Genomic DNA, 18,551 nt, shown 5'->3' on the forward strand with positions numbered 1-18,551 from the left:
TTTTGGGAGAAGGACTACTGTTCGAGCTTCAGGGGCGTGAGAGTTAAATACTCAGCACGGGCATCGAAACAGGGACAGGCCTTCTTGACCCAGGGAAGGTCGCGATGGCCAAGGATCTTGGCATCGGGGTAGTCGACCTTCAGGGAGCGGAGCAACGCCACGAGAGTATGCTTCTGGGCTGGGGTGCGGGTGTCGCTGGGCTCGCCATTGGCATCGAGACCACCCTCATAGCAGATGCCGATGGAATGGGCGTTATAACGACGGGCGTGGGCACCAATCATCTCCTCGGGGCGGCACTGGTGCAGTTGGCCGTCCTTGGTGATGTAGTAATGGTAGCCCGTGGTCTTATAGCCCCTACCCTTGTGGCAGGCCTCGAGGTCCTCGGGGGAAAAGTCTTGGGTGACTTTCGTGGCGGAGCAATGGATAATAATCAGGTCTATTCTTCTCATTTCACACAGATTTTTAAAGGTCACACAGAGATTAATTTTTATTATCTCACACAGAAATCTTGCGTCCCGATGGTAGCAAGCGACCAGAGGTCGAGCGCACAGATAGCACAGATTTTTTTCTGGGTCTCGCAGATAGCGCAGAAAACGCAGAAATTAAAACCAGTGAGGAGTACAGGACTGGACGGCGAGTGTGCCGACGACGGTGGTGATGATGGTGCCGATGACCTTCAGCACCTTGAATACTTTCTGCCAATTGATTTTCATTTCACACAAAATAATATCGAAAGAAATACGTTTAATTAAAGGTCACACAGATTACACAGATTACACAGATTTTTATTTTTTTTCAGATGACAGTCTCTTACAAGACTGCTTTATTCTTGAATAAAGGTTTATATTTTGTCTGAAGCATCTTGAAAACGAGTTTTGAGTTCCTCGAACCGCTTCGCGACTCGGCATAGTTCAAACGAGTTTGACTCTGCTCTCGCTGCTTTACGTTTTCAAAGTGCCTCATATAAAATAGAAACTCATCATCTGAAAAAATAATTTTACCACATATTATCTGTGAGATCTGTGAGATCCGTGTGACAATAAATAAAAGAGCTCAGTGAGAAGTTTGAGGGCGATGCGCAGATTGCATTCAAGGCTGTGTTTTGGACGTTGTTCCTGCGCTTAGGGCAGACTGGGTAGCCTTTGCGTTATCCCGGACACATCAGCCCTCAGACATCATACATCAGTTCATGTTGTCATCATCATCTCCTGATCCGCCGCCGGAGTTGCCACCGGTGTTGTCACCTCCAGTTCCAGAGGTTCCGGAGTTTCCACCGGTGTTGGAGCCACTATTCGTGCCATTCGAGGGATTCGTGTTCGAACCACTGCTGCTACTGCCTACGCTAATCAGGTTCTCGTGGAGCTCCTCGAAGGCCACATCCTTGATCAGGGTCTTGGTGTTGACATACTTCTGCACCACCTTGCCATCCTTCTCTGCGGAACCAGTGACGATGCGCTCGGTCTCAGGCTGGAACAGGACGCGGCGCGAGGTGATGGTCGATGCCGTGCAGTCCTCCGCCTTCGTCACGCCGATGCTGGAGAAGCCGACCTTGAAGATGCCGATACCTGCCAGGCGGATCTTCTGACCCATGCCCAGGAAGTGCTTCATGGCGGCACCCAGCTCGTCGAGGGCAGCCTTGATGTCACTGCGCTTCAGCGTGGCCTGCGTCTGGATGAAGTCGGCAATCTCGTCGGTCTCGATGAACTTCTCGTCATACACGGGCTTGGCGTAATACTTGCCGTACGTCTTCGCATTGTGCGAATTGTTGTTCTTTGACTTGATGTACTTCTGACTCATAAACTTTTAAAATTAAACATTAAACATTGTCGCGGCTTGTGAAAGGTATGTCACTTTGGGGGCGTCCGGGACGTTTCTTTCACCCGAGGGAGCGTCACTTTGCGGTCGTAGATGCGATACTTTACCCCCCTAAAGTATCATCGGAACGGGTCGCAGATGACGTCGGAACGGATGGAAACAAACATCGGAACGGGTCGTAGGTGACGTTCCTTCGGCTCACTTGCCAGGTACAAGTGAAGTGCAAGGCGAACGCAGAGCCGAGCTCGCTCGAGCTATGCTGAGCCGCAGCCTTCACTCGCGATGCATCTCAAATGCATTGCAAAGATACTACATTTCAAAGAGCCATTGTCTGCAGAATCCTCCAGTGTCTGCACTGTCTGCCATGCGAACATTCTTTTAACATCTTTTCAGTCTATACAGAGCCAGTATTTGATTCTCTCCACCATGGCTGCCGTGAACCCGGAGTCGCCGGTATGGTAGTGCAGACGCTTGAGGTCGTGCTGCAGTCCCGGACAGGTCGCTATCTCGCGCCACAGCTTCTTCATGCGTGACTTTGGCTTGATGTTGCAGGCATACATGGCGTCGGCCAGCTCCTGCTTGGAATAGTCTTTTACTTCTAACATAATTCTCTTTTTATAATTATCTTTTGTGGACAGTGGACAGTAAAGACAGTAAAATATAAGGAAAAGTTTCCTGCGTACGTATATGCATGCACGTACGCAGGAGAGTTTTTGTGAAAACTACTGTCCTTACTGTCCACTGTCCACGTCATCGTCATAATCATAATCATTCACCATAGTACGTTGCAGCCGCTGTATCTCCTCGCCAGTACGCAGCTCTACGACATAGCCGCGCTGGCCGCATGACTTCACACGGCGGAATCCCTGTTCCATGAAGGCACGGCCCAGATGCACGGCACTGAGCTTCTGCGAGATGTTGGAACTGACTATCTGCAGGGCACGTGCCACGCTCATGAAGATACCACTCTCCACGCCCACCGGCTTGCGGAAATACAGCTGCACCAGCTCGCTCTCCAGTCGTGGGGTCTCAAACTGGCGGTTATGTTCCGACAGCTTGATGATCTCCTCACGCGAGAACCAGAACTGGAAGCCCTGGCGGTAGAGGGCGTAGGCCTGCGAGTAGATGCCCGTGTAGTCGAAGGGATGGTCGCGAGGCGAGTCGATGGACTCTATCTCGAAGGGCAGCCAGCGGCGGTTGCCCGTGGGGTCGCTGAGGAACTGCATGTTGTTGCCCGTGCCGCAGAACGAGGCGATGTGCTGGCGGTGCTCATGATAGTGGGCGTAGGCCGCTCGCTCGTCGATGCTGGGCATGGTCACCGCCGCCTTCAGCTGGTTGAGCTCCGAGGGTCGCATGGTGTCCAGCTCCTCGCAGCACACCAGCCCATACTGCGCCAGCGTCAGCAGGTCGTCACGCCCCATACGGTTGGAGTTCGTCTTCGTGTAGAAGTACGGTCGCAGCTCGGGCGGCAGCAGGTGGTTGAACCATGTGGTCTTGTACGACCCCTGCTCGCCTATCAGCACCAGGATGACGTTGTTCACCACGTTGGCATCCACCCACCCCGCCACCATGCCCACCAGCCATTTCTTCAGGTACTGCGCAAAGAGCATTTGCTCCTCCACCTCGCCCTTCACCGTCACGCTGACCGACATGCCCAGGATGTAGTCGTCGCCGTCCCACGGCGGCAGGTGCTCCAGGTAGAAGGTGAAGGGGTTGTACTCCGGCACGAAGTCCGACTCTATCACCCTGTACATATCCTGCGTCCGTACCACCTTCGTGGCCGACAGCTCCGCCCAGAGGGAGTTCACGACGCGGTCGGAGATAGGAGCCCACCCCCCAGAGTCTGCACATGTCTCTGTTCCCCCTCCCCTATGCAGGGGAGGATGGGAGGGGTCTCTGTACTCTGCCCGCCCCGTGATCACGTTATGTCTGAGCAGTATGCGGTCCATCAGGAAGTTCTGTATGTCCTCCACCGATGCCGTGTACTCCTTCCAGTTAGGCTTCCGCTCCCTCTGTCCGGAGCCCTCTTTCTTCTTCGTTTCTTTCTTCATATACAGAAATTTTACGATGGCAAAGATACAAAACAGCAGAAACATTTACCTGCTACATGGCTGCTACATGAAGCGGCTACATTCCATATTCTGGTCTTTCTTATAGGTGATTTGACAGAAAAACAGCAAAAAGTTTTGTTATATGAGATAATAGTCGTATATTTGCAGCCGAAATGCAGAAATAATCAGTTAGTGATTAGTTACGCATGTAGATTGCATATTTTATGAGGTTATGGCAGAAGTTAATAATTTGCAAGACTGGGTTACCAGTGAGATGCTGAGAGGGCGGTACATCTTCACAAAAGAAGATGTCTTAGGCCTGCATTTATTGATTTCAGATCAAGCTCTGCAGAATAGCTTGAAGCGGTTGACAAATCGTGGCATTATCATGTCGCCCTGGCAAAACTTCTATGTCATCATCCCTACTGAATATAAGTTGCGAGGAATCGTTCCCCCTTCGTTCTACATTGACAGGCTGATGAAATTTTTGGGGCGTGACTATTATGTGTCATTATTGTCAGCAGCAGAACTGAACGGTGCCACGCATCAGAAGGCAATGGTATTCCAGACAACAGTCAACGGCAGTGCTATCCGCTCTGGTCTTAAGAACGGTACAAGACTTGAATTCACGCTCAGACAAGACCTTCCACTCGACTATACTAAGAAGGTGAAGACACAGATGGGATACATGAACGTAGCAAGTGCAGAACTGACGGCCCTTGACATCGTGGCTGAAGAACAGAAAATTGGCGGACTGAGTCGGGCGGCAGAGATCCTTCTTGAACTATGCGAGACAATGCAGTGGGATGAACCAAAGTTGCCCCTGTTGGCGTATTTCAGTAGTGCTACCATACAACGTTTGGGCTATCTGCTTGAATTGATTGAAGAGACGGAGCAGGCTGACAACCTCTATTCTTTATTCAAGCAAACGTGTAAGACCATGCGTCGGACACCGTTAAAACAGTCTGTAGCCACCAGCAAGGACATGGCGATAGACAATCGATGGAAGATAATTGTTAATTATGAAATAGATACAGACGAAATATGATTCCCCAATATTCCATACAAGAGTGGCATGAACAGGTGCCTTGGATTACGGATGCCATGGTAGAGCAGGACCTGATTATCTGTCGTGCCCTGATAAGCATTTTCAGCGATGATTTCTTGGCTTCTCAATTAGCCTTCCGTGGAGGTACGGCACTACATAAACTCTATCTACAGCCACAGCCTCGATATAGTGAGGATATAGACTTAGTCCAGATTACGCCAGGCCCTATCAAACCCATTATGTTCCGATTAGGTGAAGTCTTGGGCTGGCTACCCAATAGGAGTACAGCACAGAAGAAACACAGCAATAAGATGTTCTTTCGTTTTGAATCCGAGACGCCACCTGTACAACAATTACGTATCAAGATTGAGATTAACTGCTTTGAACATTTCAGTGTAATGGGACTGACAAAAGTTCCTTTTAAGGTAGAAAACAGTTGGTTTACAGGTGAGGCAGCATTAACGACCTATCAGTTTGAGGAATTGATGGGAACAAAACTGCGTGCACTGTATCAACGTAAGAAAGGACGCGACCTCTTTGATTTGCATAAAGGACTTACGGCTCGTGAGTGTAACGTTGAAAAGATGTTGGAATGTTACAATAAGTACATGGAGTTTGTCGTTGGCCGCGCTCCCTCATACAAGGAGTTTGTGCAGAATATGAATGAGAAGATGCTGGACGAGGAGTTTTTGACTGACGTAGAACCACTCTTAAGACCTGAAGTGGCCTTCAATCCACAAGAGGCTTATCAATTTCTATATGACAAAGTAATAGAAAAAATGATTGTACCCGCTACATAATTGGTATTCTGTAGTGGGTACAAAACAAACAACTCAACGGAACAGTTTCTTGATTTCGTCTTGAAATGTCAACGATTGCTGAAGGTTTAGGGCTTTGTAATAATCACGGTACATATTCTTCCTATTCCACAGCCCCTCAAACACCTTCCACTTCTCCTTGATGCTCAGCCGGTCCGCCATGGTGTCGGCCAGGAGTGCCGCCTGGGTGCGGGAGATCAGCGGCTGAAAGTTCTCGTCAACATAGCCCGCCTCCTGCGCTTTCTTCCAAAGCGCCATCGCCTTGTCGGTGGTGAGTTCGTTAGGTAGGTCCCCTGCGCTCTTCTCCCTCCCTAAGCAGGGAGGGTCGGGGTGGGTCTTCCCGATATTGATTTGGTTATCTATGTGCTGGCTTCCCTTTCCATAGATGTTAAATACGATGCTGCCTTGGCTGATGTGATTCTTCTGGTGCAGCAGCTCCAGCAGTTCATCCAACTTCTTCAGGACATCGGCGGGCAGCATGTCGCCGAGTCCTCCCAGAGATTCTGGGACTTCTTCATTCTGATTCATATTCACGTTTCCCGTTAATTTTCTGATAATAAACACATATAATACGCCGAGAGGCGAGAGAGAGAAAAAGAAACGGAGGACGTGGGTGGGTTTGGTGTTACAACATTGTCTCTCGGGTATTTAGCTACAACCCATGAACGATTTGTTGATACTGCCAAATGCCCACGCCTCCGTAGAGGGATGCGTGAGCAGGCAGCCATCTTGCTTCGTTCATGTCTTGAGTAGCTAATTCGAGAGACTAACAAAAGCTGCGGTTGCTTCGTCTTTTATGTATTCGGATGCAAAGATAACAGAAATTATTTACGCATCCAAATGATTTGCTATTTATTTATGGACTCATACCATTTCCCGGATTAATATTATACATTAGAGATTTATTTCATTCAAATTATAGGGGCTAAAGAACTGTTTCTCGGATCCTATAATTGCTTGTCATTTTAAATAGCGAAAGCATGGTTACAAACATATTCTCTTTTCTCCAAATAATCGCTTCAAAAATTAATCAGGAGAGACCCCTTGATTCTCTTGGGCTAAATCCTCAACCTTGGGAACCTTCACTCTATTTGAGACATTGAGTACTTTCTAAGCATATCAGGATCCAAATCCTCCACATTATAGCATTTCTCAGTGGATTTCAGCTCTCCCTTTGTCTTGTTAATGTAAGTACGGAAGTCCTGAAGGAAATGCACAATATAACATTGATTCTTATACTTAATATCGAACACGCCAGCGTAGATCGTAGGAGGATTGGATATCAGAGCACATTTTAGGTTCTCCATTTTTACCACTACGGAATCGTTTGTCTGCTTGTCCACCACGTATGCTTTGCTCCATTCCGCCTTTATGTTCTTGGTGTCGAAACTAAAATCAATGAGGTAGAATAATTTATAACGGTCGTTTAGGTCCAAATATCCCGAGTATCCGCTATAAGTGCCATAGCCAGGATATTTCAACATCGACTGATCAACAGCCGTCTTTTTTGTTCCACAAGAAATGAACAACAAGGATAATAGAAAAATAATAATCTTTTTCATCTCACATACAATTAGAATGATTTAACTGTGAATCAGCGGTGTCGGTTCTTTCAGTCGCTACGCTTAGTGAAAGCGGCAGAGCCGAGCGCTTCTGATCATTTAATCAAAACCTACTTTAGAATATGACACCAAACGAGAATACGAAGCATTGTTTATACGGGCCATTCTCTTTGTCCTTCGTTATTTTGGAGAGACTCGAATTATAGCGAAGTTCTAATTGGAACTTATCGTCAAAAGTGAAAGCGACACCCCCGACGAAATCAGTACACGTCGACTTATACTCATCGCCCATGCCCAGCAGGAAGTCTTCCTCTATGCCAGCCTTTAACGTCAGGCGGTCGTTGGGCAATGGATGCACATTGACTATCAGCGGGACTCCCAAGGACTTCACCCTCACCTCGCCCTCTTTGTTCTTGTTACTTACAAGAGAGTAAGCAGCCCCCGTTTGGTATTCTGATGTCTTGACACCCTGCACCATATAATTGACTCCCAACGAGACACCTATGACTTCATGGAACCGATATTCCGTCTCAATGCCTAAACCATACTGGAAATTGTATTTTGAATAAACGTCATTGTTGTTCAGATCCTTGAGGCTATACGGGTTATAAGTCAGCATTATGGAGGGAACAATCCGAAACTTCCCAACAGCTTCCAGCCGTTCGTTCGTCTGAGCCTGGGCGCCGCATAAACCCAGCAACAACAATAAAATAGAAACTATTCTTTTCATATATCAATCTTTTGACTTATCTCGAATTATCCTTTTATCATTACTTCTTTCTTGCCCATTCCCACGGAAATTTCAGTTTACCATTCTCCCATTCTTTTAGGGTATACATTGCATCACTTCGATAAATGCCATTAGAATCATCATTCTGAACCTCCTTTAGAACTCTTTCTGCTCTAATTTTATCAACAGAAAGCAATGCAAATGCAGCCCATAGACGTACACCAACATGCGGATGTTCCAAGAAAGGCTCCAATAATTGAAGTTGCTGACTGTCGTAAAGATATAGGATGCATGCAACAATAATATCGTGATGCCTATTTCCTGTTTTATAATCTCCTGTCTCTGATGCTTCGGAATGTCTTATAGAACTTTCCTCAAAGAGTCTTAAGGCCTCATCATTACTTTTTATCTTTCTCATAATCCAAAACTATTTAATGGCGCAAAGATATGATCAGCGGGGTCGGTTCTTTCAGTCGCTACGCTTAGTGAAAGCGGCAGAGCCGAGCGCTTCTGATTATTTTTCACTTCACCACCTTCTTTCCGTTCTTTATATACACCCCGTGCTTTGGCTCCGCATTCAGGCGACGGCCCTGGAGGTCGAAAAGTCTTTCGTTGGGAGAGTCATTTCTCTTTAGAGTATTCACCTTATCTGCTGGCACAGCTAGCCAGTCTTGATTAAAGACACATGTTTCACCCTTCCAACACGTGCCAACATGTATCCGTGGGACGAGTTTCACTTCATCAACAAACAACTCACATGAGAAAGGATTAGCAAGAGAACCCACACCTTCTACCCATGTACCATAAACGTAGCTATAACTCACCTTCTCTTCCTTTACTGCACATAGTGTAAATTCCAGCTGTCCTGTAGGACTTCCCGATATACGTTTTCCTCCAATTCTTGCATATTGCCGATCAGGGCGTGAGAAATAGAGAATATTCTTAGGACTGTTGAAATCACATATCAGCTTCTCTTCTTGTGTTTCCGACTCAACAAAAAACACTTGATAGGATTCTTCCCTGACGGCGCAATAGTAGTGTGCGTTCTTGTCGCCATAATATTGCTCATACTCACAGAACACTTTCTTATAGGCCCGTTCGCATATTACTGTATCTCCACAAATGGTGAAAATACAATCGCCAGGCTTGTTATAAATATCATTATTTGCGAAGGTATAGCAGTTCCACACCTTTCCTTCTTCTACAAATGGAACATACTTGTGGTCCCAATCCTGTGCCAACACATTCATTACTCCAAGAAACCACATTAGGACTACTGGAATAAAGACGGATTTACTCTTTTGACAATTTAAAACTGGTTTCATGACTTCATCATTCGTTATTACTTCAATCAAACATTACCAATTTCAAAAACAATTAGAGTCCCCATGATTTCCGACAAAGACTTTAAACGGCTTTGAATATATAATTATTCCATTTTTAGGAATATATATGTACTTTTTATATGCTGATTTGTTTCTATCATCATAAATAAGAAAACTACATAGGAAATGAGCCCGTAAATTATTCAAGCCTGTAAAAAAGAACTCTGGTCTAATGCATACTTTTACATTCTTCATATATTGACTATGGGGCAATATCACAGTATCACCTATCCCTTGGCAAATACAAGTATCGTACACATCTCCAAAGGTTTCATATTCACTATAACGTTCCAGTATTATTCTTTGTAAAGAATCTATCGCCACCGGTTTGTCCGTTGGATTAGAAACCACAAAAGATATCATAACAGAATCACCACATGCTACACTGTCTTTTTCCAATTTGACATCCAATGCTAAACCTTTGTTGCTTAGAGGTTGAATAGTTCTTTTCGTCATGCAACAGCAACATAGGATGCATAAAACACATAATACTAAATTCTTTACCATCGTCTCGGTATTTTATAAATAAAGTGCCACCACGGGCGATATCCATATGTATATTTTAAAAGATCAGCGGTGTCGGTTCTTTCAGTCGCTACGCTTAGTGAAAGCGGCAGAGCCGAGCGCTTCTGATCATTTTTCACTTCACCACCTTCTTTCCGTTCTTTATATACACCCCGTGCTTGGGCTCTGCATTGAGGCGACGGCCCTGGAGGTCAATGTTTGGAGCAACGTCAGGTGCAGCAGTGACCTCGCGGATATCTTGGGGTTGCTCTGGTGACGGGAGCGGATAGAACGTGCCGCCAAAGATAGACTGGTATCTTTCAACCTCAGACGGAAGAACGTAAATCTTGGTGTTCGGGCTTATACCGCTAAACAAACTTCCTGCTCCATAATCCTTGTAAACATATGCGGAGTCAATGACACCACGGATATACAAATCAGTCAGTTGAGTTCCATTGAAAGCATACGTGTCAATCCTTGTAACACTCTCGGGTATGTCAAGCGTTTTCAGGGACGAGCACTTTTCAAAAGCACCATAGCCAATAGATTTCAAGCCAGAAGGCAATTCTATTGATGTTAAGTTGGAGCAGTTCCAAAAAGAACGGAGAGCCAATGTCTTTACGCCGTCTGGCACTTTATAGGCCTTCTTGCTCAGACCTGCAGGATAAGCCCAAAGCGTTGTCTTTTTCTTGTCAAATAGCACGCCGCCAATGGACTGTGCAACAGCATTTCCCTCCTCAACCTCTATTGTCTCTAATGCTAAGCAGTTAAAGAAATTATTCGCGGCGATGTCATCATTAGCTTGATAAGGAACGTCTAAATCCTTGATGGTTGAGGGGATTATGAGTTTCGTAAGATTTGTATTACCTTGAAAATCGAAAGCATAACAATAGATGCTATTTACTGTATATTTCTGCTCTTGATATGTAATCTCAGAAGGTATGCGGGTTTCACTTTGCCAAGCAGAACTGCCACGTTTCAACATCGCCTGTCCGAAGTTTTTCTTCAACTCATATCTACAACCATCGATATTGACATCCTGCGTAACATTCTCAAGAACCAGTGGTTCGCCCTCCGTCAACTCTACCAGTCCGTCAAACCACCAACAAGTCAGATAGAACGTGTTCGATTCCAAGCCTTGCAACTTGAATGACACATTATATGGGCAGGAACAATCATATTTACGAGGGATATAGGGCACTATCTTTACTGTCACAGAGTCAGAATATGAAGCCCCTTTCCAACCATCTAACAGTTCTGCTGTTATATCATATCTCCATGTACCACAATTATTCCAGATATTCTGTAGCTCAACAGACAAGATATCCCCTTCTTTCTTCAGCACTATCGTTGGCAGGTTTGAGTTCTGAGCCTCTGATCCACGAGCATACGACAGGCATCCGCTCTTTTGAATATCAGAAACTGTCAGAGTCCGTTCCGACTCCTGTGCCTGTATTGTCAGCTTACATAGCAATAAAAGAAACAAAATAACTGCTTTTTTCATAACTTTCACTTTTTTATAGTATCTCGATTTCGATGCAAAGATAATAAAATTCTCAATACGTTGTTCTCTTTCAAATGACTTTTTTATTATTTAATATTTAGCGCTCCTCCTGATTCTACACGAAAGCCTCCATCTAACAGAACCCCTCCAGTACCTAATATAAAGCACTCATGATGCTCAGCAGAATTGTAAATACTAATTTTTTCATAATTAAACAGATAAAAACACACTGCAAAATTATGAAAATAGTAGCAAGGCGCTTTATTATTTTTGTTCACAGATTTCACACTTGCTGTGTATCAGGCAGTTAGAGTACGTCACCTGATGATATCTCTTGTATCTTTTCGTCGAAAAGAGATGAACTTCCATCAATGCCGAACATTCTTTTTAGCAAGCGTTTGCGATTATTCGATAGGGCCTGACTACTGATATGCAAGAGAGAACTGATTTCTGATGGAGCGAATTTCAATTTTAACAACATGCAGATACAGATATCTCTTGGCTGAAGGTGATAGTCAATTGATTGAAGTGATTCTGAGAATTCTGGCAAATAAATGTTTACTGCTCTTCGCAATTCATGTAATTCTCTTTCTGTTGCAACTTGGCCTTTCCTTCCTTTAGCTTTCAAATTTACAATAGTTTGGTTTTTGAGCAAATAATCCTCAATACCCAATCCGTTGTTATCGCCATATTGCTTCCGTGTCTCAACAATACTATTTCTAAAAGAGGCCAAATCATCTTTTGCCTGTCTAACAAGATGTTCGTTTATAACTTTTTGTTTTTCCAAGTGGTAAAGTTTCTCTTTCGTTGCAATATAACCTAATATATCGGTGGTATACTTGTTATATAATTTCAAGCGGAATAATTTATGGCGATTCCAAAGATTAATTAAAACAATTATCAGAATGGCCAACAAAACCGTAGAGATAAGAATAATAACAAGTAAACGAAGATTAGCATGACTCGCCTCAATTGTTTTTTGCTGAGCAGTAGCTTTAAAACGGTTATAATCGTAAAGGTGTTGCATACTAAGCAAAGACATGGAAATATCCTGTTTGTTGCTTTCATTGCTGGCATCACCATATAACAAACCATACTTACTGGCTGAATCCGGTTGATTTATTTTGGCATAGGTCTGGCTTAAACCACGATAAGTAAGAATCCTGTTATTGATATTGTTTGATGCCAGGAGGGACTTATTGTAATAATATAGCGCAGAATCATACTGCTCTAATCCTTGATAAAGGAACCCTTTATAAACGAAAAGCAACTTATAGTTATCATATAGATTCAATGTTTGTTCGTTGATGAGTGAATGATATTCATAACAATCCAAATATTCTTTGGCCTTAGCGAAATCTCCTCTTTGAACAAACAGATATGACAAAGGACCTTTAAACGAATTTGCATAGATTGTATCACTACATTCCAAAAGCATTTTAATAGCATTTTCCATGATATATGCTGAGCTATCTGGAAGAGAGAGGTCATAATAGCATCTACTCTTTTGTGCATAAAACAGAGAAGCAGATCTTTCTTCATTTGCTCGTTTGGAAAAAGAATATGCCCTTTGGTATGCCAATAGTGCATTCTTTGGTAAATAATCACGGTAAAGAAGTTCACCCATATGGCCGTAAATCCGACTGAGCCAGTGATTGCTGAGACTATCTAGACAGGTGGTGTCTGCAAGGGCGGCAGCATTCTGGTATTCTTCAAGGGCCCGAGGCGCCTGCCCTAAGTCAGTCCAAGTGCGAGCCAGAAGATAATGGGCCTCGAGTTGTTCGTTCTGTGTGCCGTTATCATCAAAATAGGCAGCAAGAGCAATGGCCGTCGCCGTATCATTAAGTATGGAGTCGGCCTGATTGCGGGCCTGCAGCTCGTTGAGCTGGCGGCGCATCTCCTCCCCGTTGTTGCTGCAGGCAACAACGGAAGCCAGGACAAGGGCGAGGCAAACAGCGAAGTGTAGATGTCTGATGGCTCTCATAGATGCCTGCAAAGGTACGAATAAGCGAGAAGAAAACCAAAAGAATTTTGAGTTTTCTCGAGCGGAAGTACCTTCGAGCGAAGCTCAGAGGTACGAATAAGCGAGAAGAAAACCAAAAGAATTTTGAGTTTTCTCGAGCGGAAGTACCTTCGAGCGAAGCTCAGAGGTACAAACATATTCTCTTATCACCAAATATTCATGGGAGAAATGAACAGGAGACTCTATGAGCAGGAGGATGTGTGAGACTAAATTTCATTTATCTAACATCATATCCTAATCATCTATTATACAGAGCATTATCCTCAACTTGACATTATGACATTAAAAAAGAGAAAATTTTTGCAAGAACAAATTATCAGAACAAGCCCCTATAATCGCTTGGTTAGAAACCTATAATCTGAATCTTGGAATTCCTGAACCCTACAGCAATGAAAAAAAACTTCAAATGCTTGTAGGTATCACCAAATTATATTATCTTTGCAACCAAAATAAATACATTACTATTATGACAGCAATAGAGTTACGTGCGGAATTGTTCCGCGAGATGAGTCCCCTTCTTGACAATGAGTCGGCAATGACGAAGATGCTGGCTTTTGTGAAGTCGTTGGTTCCTGCGAAAAAGACAAAGGCTGAAGCAGAATGGGCAAACCGCTTCGTAGGTGCTTGGAAAGATAACCGTTCGGCTGAAGAAATAATCAGTGACATCCGCGAGAGTTAGTCTGTTCTCTACGACCAAATACTACACCCCATCCCTTTCCCCCTCACGGAGGAAAGGGATGGTTCGTTATAGAGATTCAGGTGTCAGTCCTAATCATTTTCACTTCACCACCTTCTTTCCGTTCTTTATATACACCCCGTGCTTAGGTTCTGCATTGAGGCGGCGGCCCTGGAGGTCGAAGAGAACAAAAGTATCATGCGTTAAATTGACGCAAGAGATACCAGTCTGTTCGCCTATAAAAAGACAGGCAGATTCAAATTCCACAGTGCTACCCAAACGTGCATAAAGATAGGCACGGAATGGTCCAACACGTGGAAGTACCTTCGAGCGAAGCTCAGAGGTACAAACATATTCTCTTATCACCAAATATTCAAGTCAAAAAATAATCAGGAGCGCTCGGCTCTGCCGCTTTCACTAAGCGTAGCGACTTATCCTTACTCGAGTTTATACAAAAGCCCACAATTGATTGTTTTTGATTATATCTTTCCCAAGTTCTACGCAATAAGCATGAAGTTGCAGGAACGAGAAGAAGTTATCTGCGACAACTTCTGCATCTTCATGGATATCTTCGTTGCAATATACAAATTTTCCTTTATCTTCACCTTGAAGGATAACGGAGATAGTAGAATCCTCTATCACAGTACTCTCCATGATAAACAAATGATTCTCCCATGGGGCAAGGCTGTCTGGCTGTGTTCCCAATTCGACGAACCATGCATCTTCAGACTCGTTATCCAGTGTCTTGAATGATAACATGAATTTCAAAAGGTCTGGATCCAGCATGGCCAAGTCTCCCGTTACTTTATCTGCAGAACTTGCAGATGTCGACGGTTCCAATATCCAACCATGTTTTATGAGCGTGTCCAAATAGCGCTTCATAAACACCTCTTTCTCTTCTTCTGTTTGAGGTAATGGGATGCGCTCCACTGGTTGCCTCTTATCAGCAGGGTTGCCAAATATTTTTTTGAAAAAGCTTGTCATCTTTCTTTGCAATTATCTGTTTGACGTAATTAATCTCTATCCAAGATATTCAATATTAATTGTGGAATCTGCAACAATTCCATACTCTTTCATCAGTTTTTCTGTTTTTAATCCTATTATGATAAGAAAAAATTTTCTACATTTATCACCAGAAAACTCCTTGGATCGCTGAATAAAATTGTCATCTTCTGTCAGTTCGTATTTACTATAAATAGTATGTGGCCCACCGAACCATCTATACTTTCCACAGTGGCTACAGGGTTCACCACTGTGCTCAAAGATAGTATTTTCCTCATCTACGGGAAACGTGGTTTGAGGTTCAAAATAATAATGACCAGGAGATTTCTTTAATGGAATAAAAGTCAAGTCATTAAATCCTTGCTCTTCACAAAAAAACTTAAATCTTTCACTCACGATATAAAAGCCATCATCAGTGCAAACAATATCTTTTCTTGTTCGTGTCCTGAATTCCAAATTGGGGACTTTCTCAATAGTATTATGACAATATGGGCATAGTCCAGGAAAATCGTCTGTTTCATACATAGACCTATTAAGGTCTTCACAAAAGAAAACCTTTGCCACAACAGTTCCTACAGGGTCATTGATTTCCACGTGCAACCGAGTCGGCTTTTCCTTAAAAGAATTAATAAAATTCTCTATAGCATCAATTATCTTCATTTGTTTGCAAAGATAATAATAATTAATATTTCTTATCTGCTAAATCAATACCGTAAGAGTGTATCTGTCCCTTAACAGCGTCATCTATCCACTTGGCAAAACTTCCATTTCCGCTACGGTCAGTAAAGAATTTGCTTGACAACAAAATGGTATGTTGTGTCAGTGCTTCTTCCGGCCGGGTGACGATATCGTCCCACAGGAAGATACCACAAGTTGGTATGCTGTCCTGAAGCTGTTTCACAAACTTCTTCAGATTCTGCTGTTGCACGTCACCGTCGGCTCTGGTGGGCTTGTCGTTTCGCTTTGCATCGAAATAGGTTTGCACATTGGCCAGTGCCTCATCCCGCACCGAGCAGCCATACAGAATCTTAACTCTATCATTGTGGTCCCTGTGCAGAGACAGAAGGCAGTCAAGGATAATGTTGTCTGAAACAATTCGTTTGGCTATTTCTGTAGGTGTTTTCCATACATGCTCAGCCACATATTTCCAATCTTTATAAATGCCCAAAGAGCCATCGACGCAGACAGTGACATTATTTGTGTTCGGGAAATGTGCGATAACATCTTCTGCAAGTATCGAAGCACCCCACCCTCCTGCGCTATATCCACATACCAGCAATGCCTCTGGTTTACCTAGGTAAGGTAATACTTTGCTTAATGCCCCGGAATAGTTTGTGTATCCGTGATGATGCAGAACCTTCTGTCCACCCTCCAAAGAGGTGTAGGAGAAGTCGCCTGTACCGCAATGCAAATCACCACAGCCGTATGGGATGGCAAGAACAGACCAGTCTTTAAAGGGATTCCTTTCATCCTGTGAGCCAATGCCCCATGTGGCCACGTAGTCCTGATACATGACATTGTCAGAATAGAACCCGCCCTCTGCAACAACGGATCTGCCTCGGGCTGCAGTATATTCATCGACACTTACACCTCCACCGAAGAAATAGACCATGAATTTATTGGCTGAGCCCTTCCTAAAGAATGCCCGCCAAGGAGAGCCGTCGGCAGATACGGCGCCTTCGGGCGCCACCTCATACCATTTCCCCGTTTTGGGTTTCCCCTGAAGTTCTGGGAATTCCTGAAGGAAAGTCTTTTTCAGGACTATATAGCCACCAATGGCCAAAACAACTAAGACAGCCAAAATAGCTAGAAATGTTTTCTTTAGTTTATTCATAGTCCTTTTCTTTTGATGTTCGTCCATCTATCTGTATTTTTCAGAATCTCTGCTGCGTCACCTACAAAAGCTCTACCGGCGGTACTGTCGCCTTTCAAAAAATAAGAGAACCATGCCGTCATGTAGGCATCACCTTCTCCTCCCATCTCCTCATGATCTTTGCTGGTATGGCGTGCAGCAAGCACGGGGAAAAATCCTGTTGTTTCATCGAAGTTCGCCTGAAAAGCCTCTTCGGGACTGATGATCTTTGAATCCCAGTCTCCTGTTCCTGCCAACATCAGCAGTGGGGCTGTAATCTTAGTAAAGTCTGTTGTTCCCCACTTGAAGTTTATGCCAAGCTGCTTCTGCGGACAGCTGCATAGATAGACTGCTTTGTATAGGTGACTGTTAGGGTATGCCGTTGCCGCCATAACCGCGCCGTATGCACCTTGAGAATAACCGGCAATGGCTATCTTTGTCGTATCAATCTTGCCATAGAACTGATTATCATGCTGTGCAACCAAGCCAAGGAATTCATCTAACGTCTGTGAAATAGATAAACCAGAACCTGTCTGTTTATCCATATTCCCAATAACAACATATCCCCAAGAGGCCAAATGTTCCATTGCTTCTATCAGGTCATAAGCAGTCGTGTTTGACGCATTACCGATGTTCACAAGAGGAAATGCCTGGTTGGACTGAAGCATGGACTGGGGATAGACTATAATGATCTTTCCTATAGTCGGATTATCGCAGTCGAATTCAACCTTAGCGACCTGTTTACTGCCCTTTTCCTTATATTTGCTTTCAATGGGCATTTTCGTATTTATTTCTCCTTTATAGAACCCGCCTTTTTTCGTGTTCTGGCAGTTGACATTGCCAACTGATAAAGTCAGCAAAAGTATATAGAGGAGTATCTTCTTTGAAAATTGTTTCATTTCTTTAGTTGTTTAATACGTTATTGACAGAATATTTTGTTGTGTCTTTTATCCTCAGCGGCATACTGGTTACAACTGTTTCTGCGTCCTCGCAGATTTCTACCATATAGGTCCCAGCGATAGTTTTCTAGGCAGAGTCTTCGAGATAGAATGTTGCCAAGTCGTAATTGGAGAAATCCATCGTCAGCTTTTCGCTCTGGCCAGGTTGCAGGAGGTCGGTTTTAGCAAATGATCAGCGGGTGATCTAAAAAAACAGACCCGACAGCTTGACGAATCAGAGGCTGCCGGGAATCAACGGTGCAAAGATAGTGCTTTTTATTGAATCGAGCAAACTTTTTTGATGGGAAATTGTTTTTTGAGCGTCGATTTTGTTGTTTTTCTATCTCTTATGAAAGAGCTGTGTTTTCATTTGCGGGCTCTTAGCATAGGGTATTGATGGGGACATCTGTCGTACTACTCATAGTGTAGCCATACTCTACCTATACTCTACCCATACTGAATGAGTAAGCCTAGAGTATGGCTAGAGTATGCCTAGAAGCAGCCTAGAGTATGGCTAGAGTATGGCTAGAGTATGCTTAGAGTATGGCTAGAAGCTGTATAACAACAAAAAGAAGCCCTGAATCATTGCTGACTCAGGGCTTCGCTTCAAAAAGATGGCGGCCTCCTACTCTCCCGCATTGCA

Annotated in this window: 19 protein-coding genes; 3 read left to right on the top strand and 16 right to left on the bottom strand. The window is 44.0% G+C overall.

What is annotated here, in order from left to right; translation table 11 throughout:
- Positions 1-14 precede the first annotated feature (14 nt).
- The 4 genes from Q0R57_RS08100 to Q0R57_RS08115 form a co-directional block, all read right to left on the bottom strand.
- Entirely contained in the window at positions 15-449 is a 435-nt protein-coding gene (locus Q0R57_RS08100; protein WP_294745801.1) for an N-acetylmuramoyl-L-alanine amidase, read from the bottom strand.
- A gap of 733 nt (positions 450-1,182) precedes the next feature.
- Entirely contained in the window at positions 1,183-1,797 is a 615-nt protein-coding gene (locus tag Q0R57_RS08105) for an HU family DNA-binding protein (RefSeq protein WP_294745621.1), read from the bottom strand.
- Positions 1,798-2,204: 407 nt separating this feature from the next.
- On the bottom strand, positions 2,205-2,420 hold the full coding sequence (locus Q0R57_RS08110; protein WP_294745804.1) for a DUF4248 domain-containing protein: 216 nt from the start codon (positions 2,418-2,420) through the stop codon (positions 2,205-2,207).
- 126 nt (positions 2,421-2,546) lie between these two features.
- Positions 2,547-3,866 carry a VapE domain-containing protein gene (locus tag Q0R57_RS08115; RefSeq protein WP_294745807.1) on the bottom strand — a complete coding sequence of 440 codons (1,320 nt, stop codon included), beginning with the start codon at positions 3,864-3,866 and terminating at the stop codon, positions 2,547-2,549.
- Positions 3,867-4,098: 232 nt separating this feature from the next.
- Here Q0R57_RS08115 and Q0R57_RS08120 point away from each other — a divergent pair, with 232 nt between their 5' ends.
- Together Q0R57_RS08120 and Q0R57_RS08125 are read left to right on the top strand one after the other, a co-directional pair.
- Positions 4,099-4,914, top strand: a complete 816-nt coding sequence (locus Q0R57_RS08120; protein ID WP_294745808.1) for a type IV toxin-antitoxin system AbiEi family antitoxin — start codon at positions 4,099-4,101, stop codon at positions 4,912-4,914.
- Positions 4,911-5,714, top strand: a complete 804-nt coding sequence (locus Q0R57_RS08125) for a nucleotidyl transferase AbiEii/AbiGii toxin family protein (protein ID WP_294745811.1) — start codon at positions 4,911-4,913, stop codon at positions 5,712-5,714. Before Q0R57_RS08120 ends, Q0R57_RS08125 begins: the two co-directional genes overlap by 4 nt.
- 33 nt (positions 5,715-5,747) lie before the next feature.
- Here Q0R57_RS08125 and Q0R57_RS08130 read toward each other — a convergent pair whose 3' ends face one another.
- From Q0R57_RS08130 to Q0R57_RS08165, 8 genes are all read right to left on the bottom strand, one after another.
- Complete coding sequence (locus tag Q0R57_RS08130; protein WP_294745814.1) at positions 5,748-6,260, bottom strand: hypothetical protein; 513 nt, start codon at positions 6,258-6,260, stop codon at positions 5,748-5,750.
- 554 nt (positions 6,261-6,814) lie between these two features.
- Positions 6,815-7,294, bottom strand: a complete 480-nt coding sequence (locus tag Q0R57_RS08135; protein ID WP_294745816.1) for a hypothetical protein — start codon at positions 7,292-7,294, stop codon at positions 6,815-6,817.
- 115 nt (positions 7,295-7,409) lie between these two features.
- The gene (locus Q0R57_RS08140; protein ID WP_294745819.1) at positions 7,410-8,024 is read right to left on the bottom strand and encodes an outer membrane beta-barrel protein; all 615 of its coding nucleotides are present in this window, start codon (positions 8,022-8,024) and stop codon (positions 7,410-7,412) included.
- A 40-nt stretch (positions 8,025-8,064) separates the two neighbouring features.
- Complete coding sequence (locus tag Q0R57_RS08145) at positions 8,065-8,442, bottom strand: DUF2019 domain-containing protein (protein WP_294745590.1); 378 nt, start codon at positions 8,440-8,442, stop codon at positions 8,065-8,067.
- A gap of 103 nt (positions 8,443-8,545) precedes the next feature.
- Positions 8,546-9,292, bottom strand: coding sequence for a hypothetical protein (locus Q0R57_RS08150; RefSeq protein ID WP_294745822.1), 747 nt, complete (start codon positions 9,290-9,292; stop codon positions 8,546-8,548).
- A gap of 99 nt (positions 9,293-9,391) precedes the next feature.
- Entirely contained in the window at positions 9,392-9,865 is a 474-nt protein-coding gene (locus Q0R57_RS08155) for a hypothetical protein (RefSeq protein ID WP_294745824.1), read from the bottom strand.
- A 184-nt stretch (positions 9,866-10,049) separates the two neighbouring features.
- Positions 10,050-11,417 (bottom strand): leucine-rich repeat domain-containing protein, encoded by a 1,368-nt coding sequence (locus Q0R57_RS08160; protein ID WP_294745827.1) that lies wholly within the window; start codon positions 11,415-11,417, stop codon positions 10,050-10,052.
- A 307-nt stretch (positions 11,418-11,724) separates the two neighbouring features.
- Complete coding sequence (locus tag Q0R57_RS08165; RefSeq protein ID WP_294745830.1) at positions 11,725-13,401, bottom strand: hypothetical protein; 1,677 nt, start codon at positions 13,399-13,401, stop codon at positions 11,725-11,727.
- 505 nt (positions 13,402-13,906) lie between these two features.
- On the opposite strand from Q0R57_RS08165, the gene Q0R57_RS08170 reads away from it, so the two are divergent.
- Entirely contained in the window at positions 13,907-14,119 is a 213-nt protein-coding gene (locus tag Q0R57_RS08170; RefSeq protein ID WP_294745832.1) for a hypothetical protein, read from the top strand.
- 444 nt (positions 14,120-14,563) lie between these two features.
- Here Q0R57_RS08170 and Q0R57_RS08175 read toward each other — a convergent pair whose 3' ends face one another.
- From Q0R57_RS08175 to Q0R57_RS08190, 4 genes are read right to left on the bottom strand one after another with little or no spacing between them, the layout of a single operon-like run.
- Positions 14,564-15,100 (bottom strand): hypothetical protein, encoded by a 537-nt coding sequence (locus Q0R57_RS08175; RefSeq protein WP_294745835.1) that lies wholly within the window; start codon positions 15,098-15,100, stop codon positions 14,564-14,566.
- Between the two features lie 36 nt (positions 15,101-15,136).
- Entirely contained in the window at positions 15,137-15,778 is a 642-nt protein-coding gene (locus tag Q0R57_RS08180; RefSeq protein ID WP_294745838.1) for a hypothetical protein, read from the bottom strand.
- 22 nt (positions 15,779-15,800) lie between these two features.
- Positions 15,801-16,952 carry a pectin acetylesterase-family hydrolase gene (locus Q0R57_RS08185; protein ID WP_294745840.1) on the bottom strand — a complete coding sequence of 384 codons (1,152 nt, stop codon included), beginning with the start codon at positions 16,950-16,952 and terminating at the stop codon, positions 15,801-15,803.
- A complete protein-coding gene (locus Q0R57_RS08190; protein ID WP_294745843.1) occupies positions 16,949-17,869 on the bottom strand; it encodes a hypothetical protein in 921 nt (306 codons plus the stop codon). The genes Q0R57_RS08185 and Q0R57_RS08190 overlap by 4 nt, the downstream gene beginning before the upstream one ends.
- Positions 17,870-18,551: the final 682 nt, after the last annotated feature.

It is taken from the genome of uncultured Prevotella sp. (assembly GCF_946407605.1).
Classification (GTDB): Bacteria; Bacteroidota; Bacteroidia; order Bacteroidales; family Bacteroidaceae; genus Prevotella.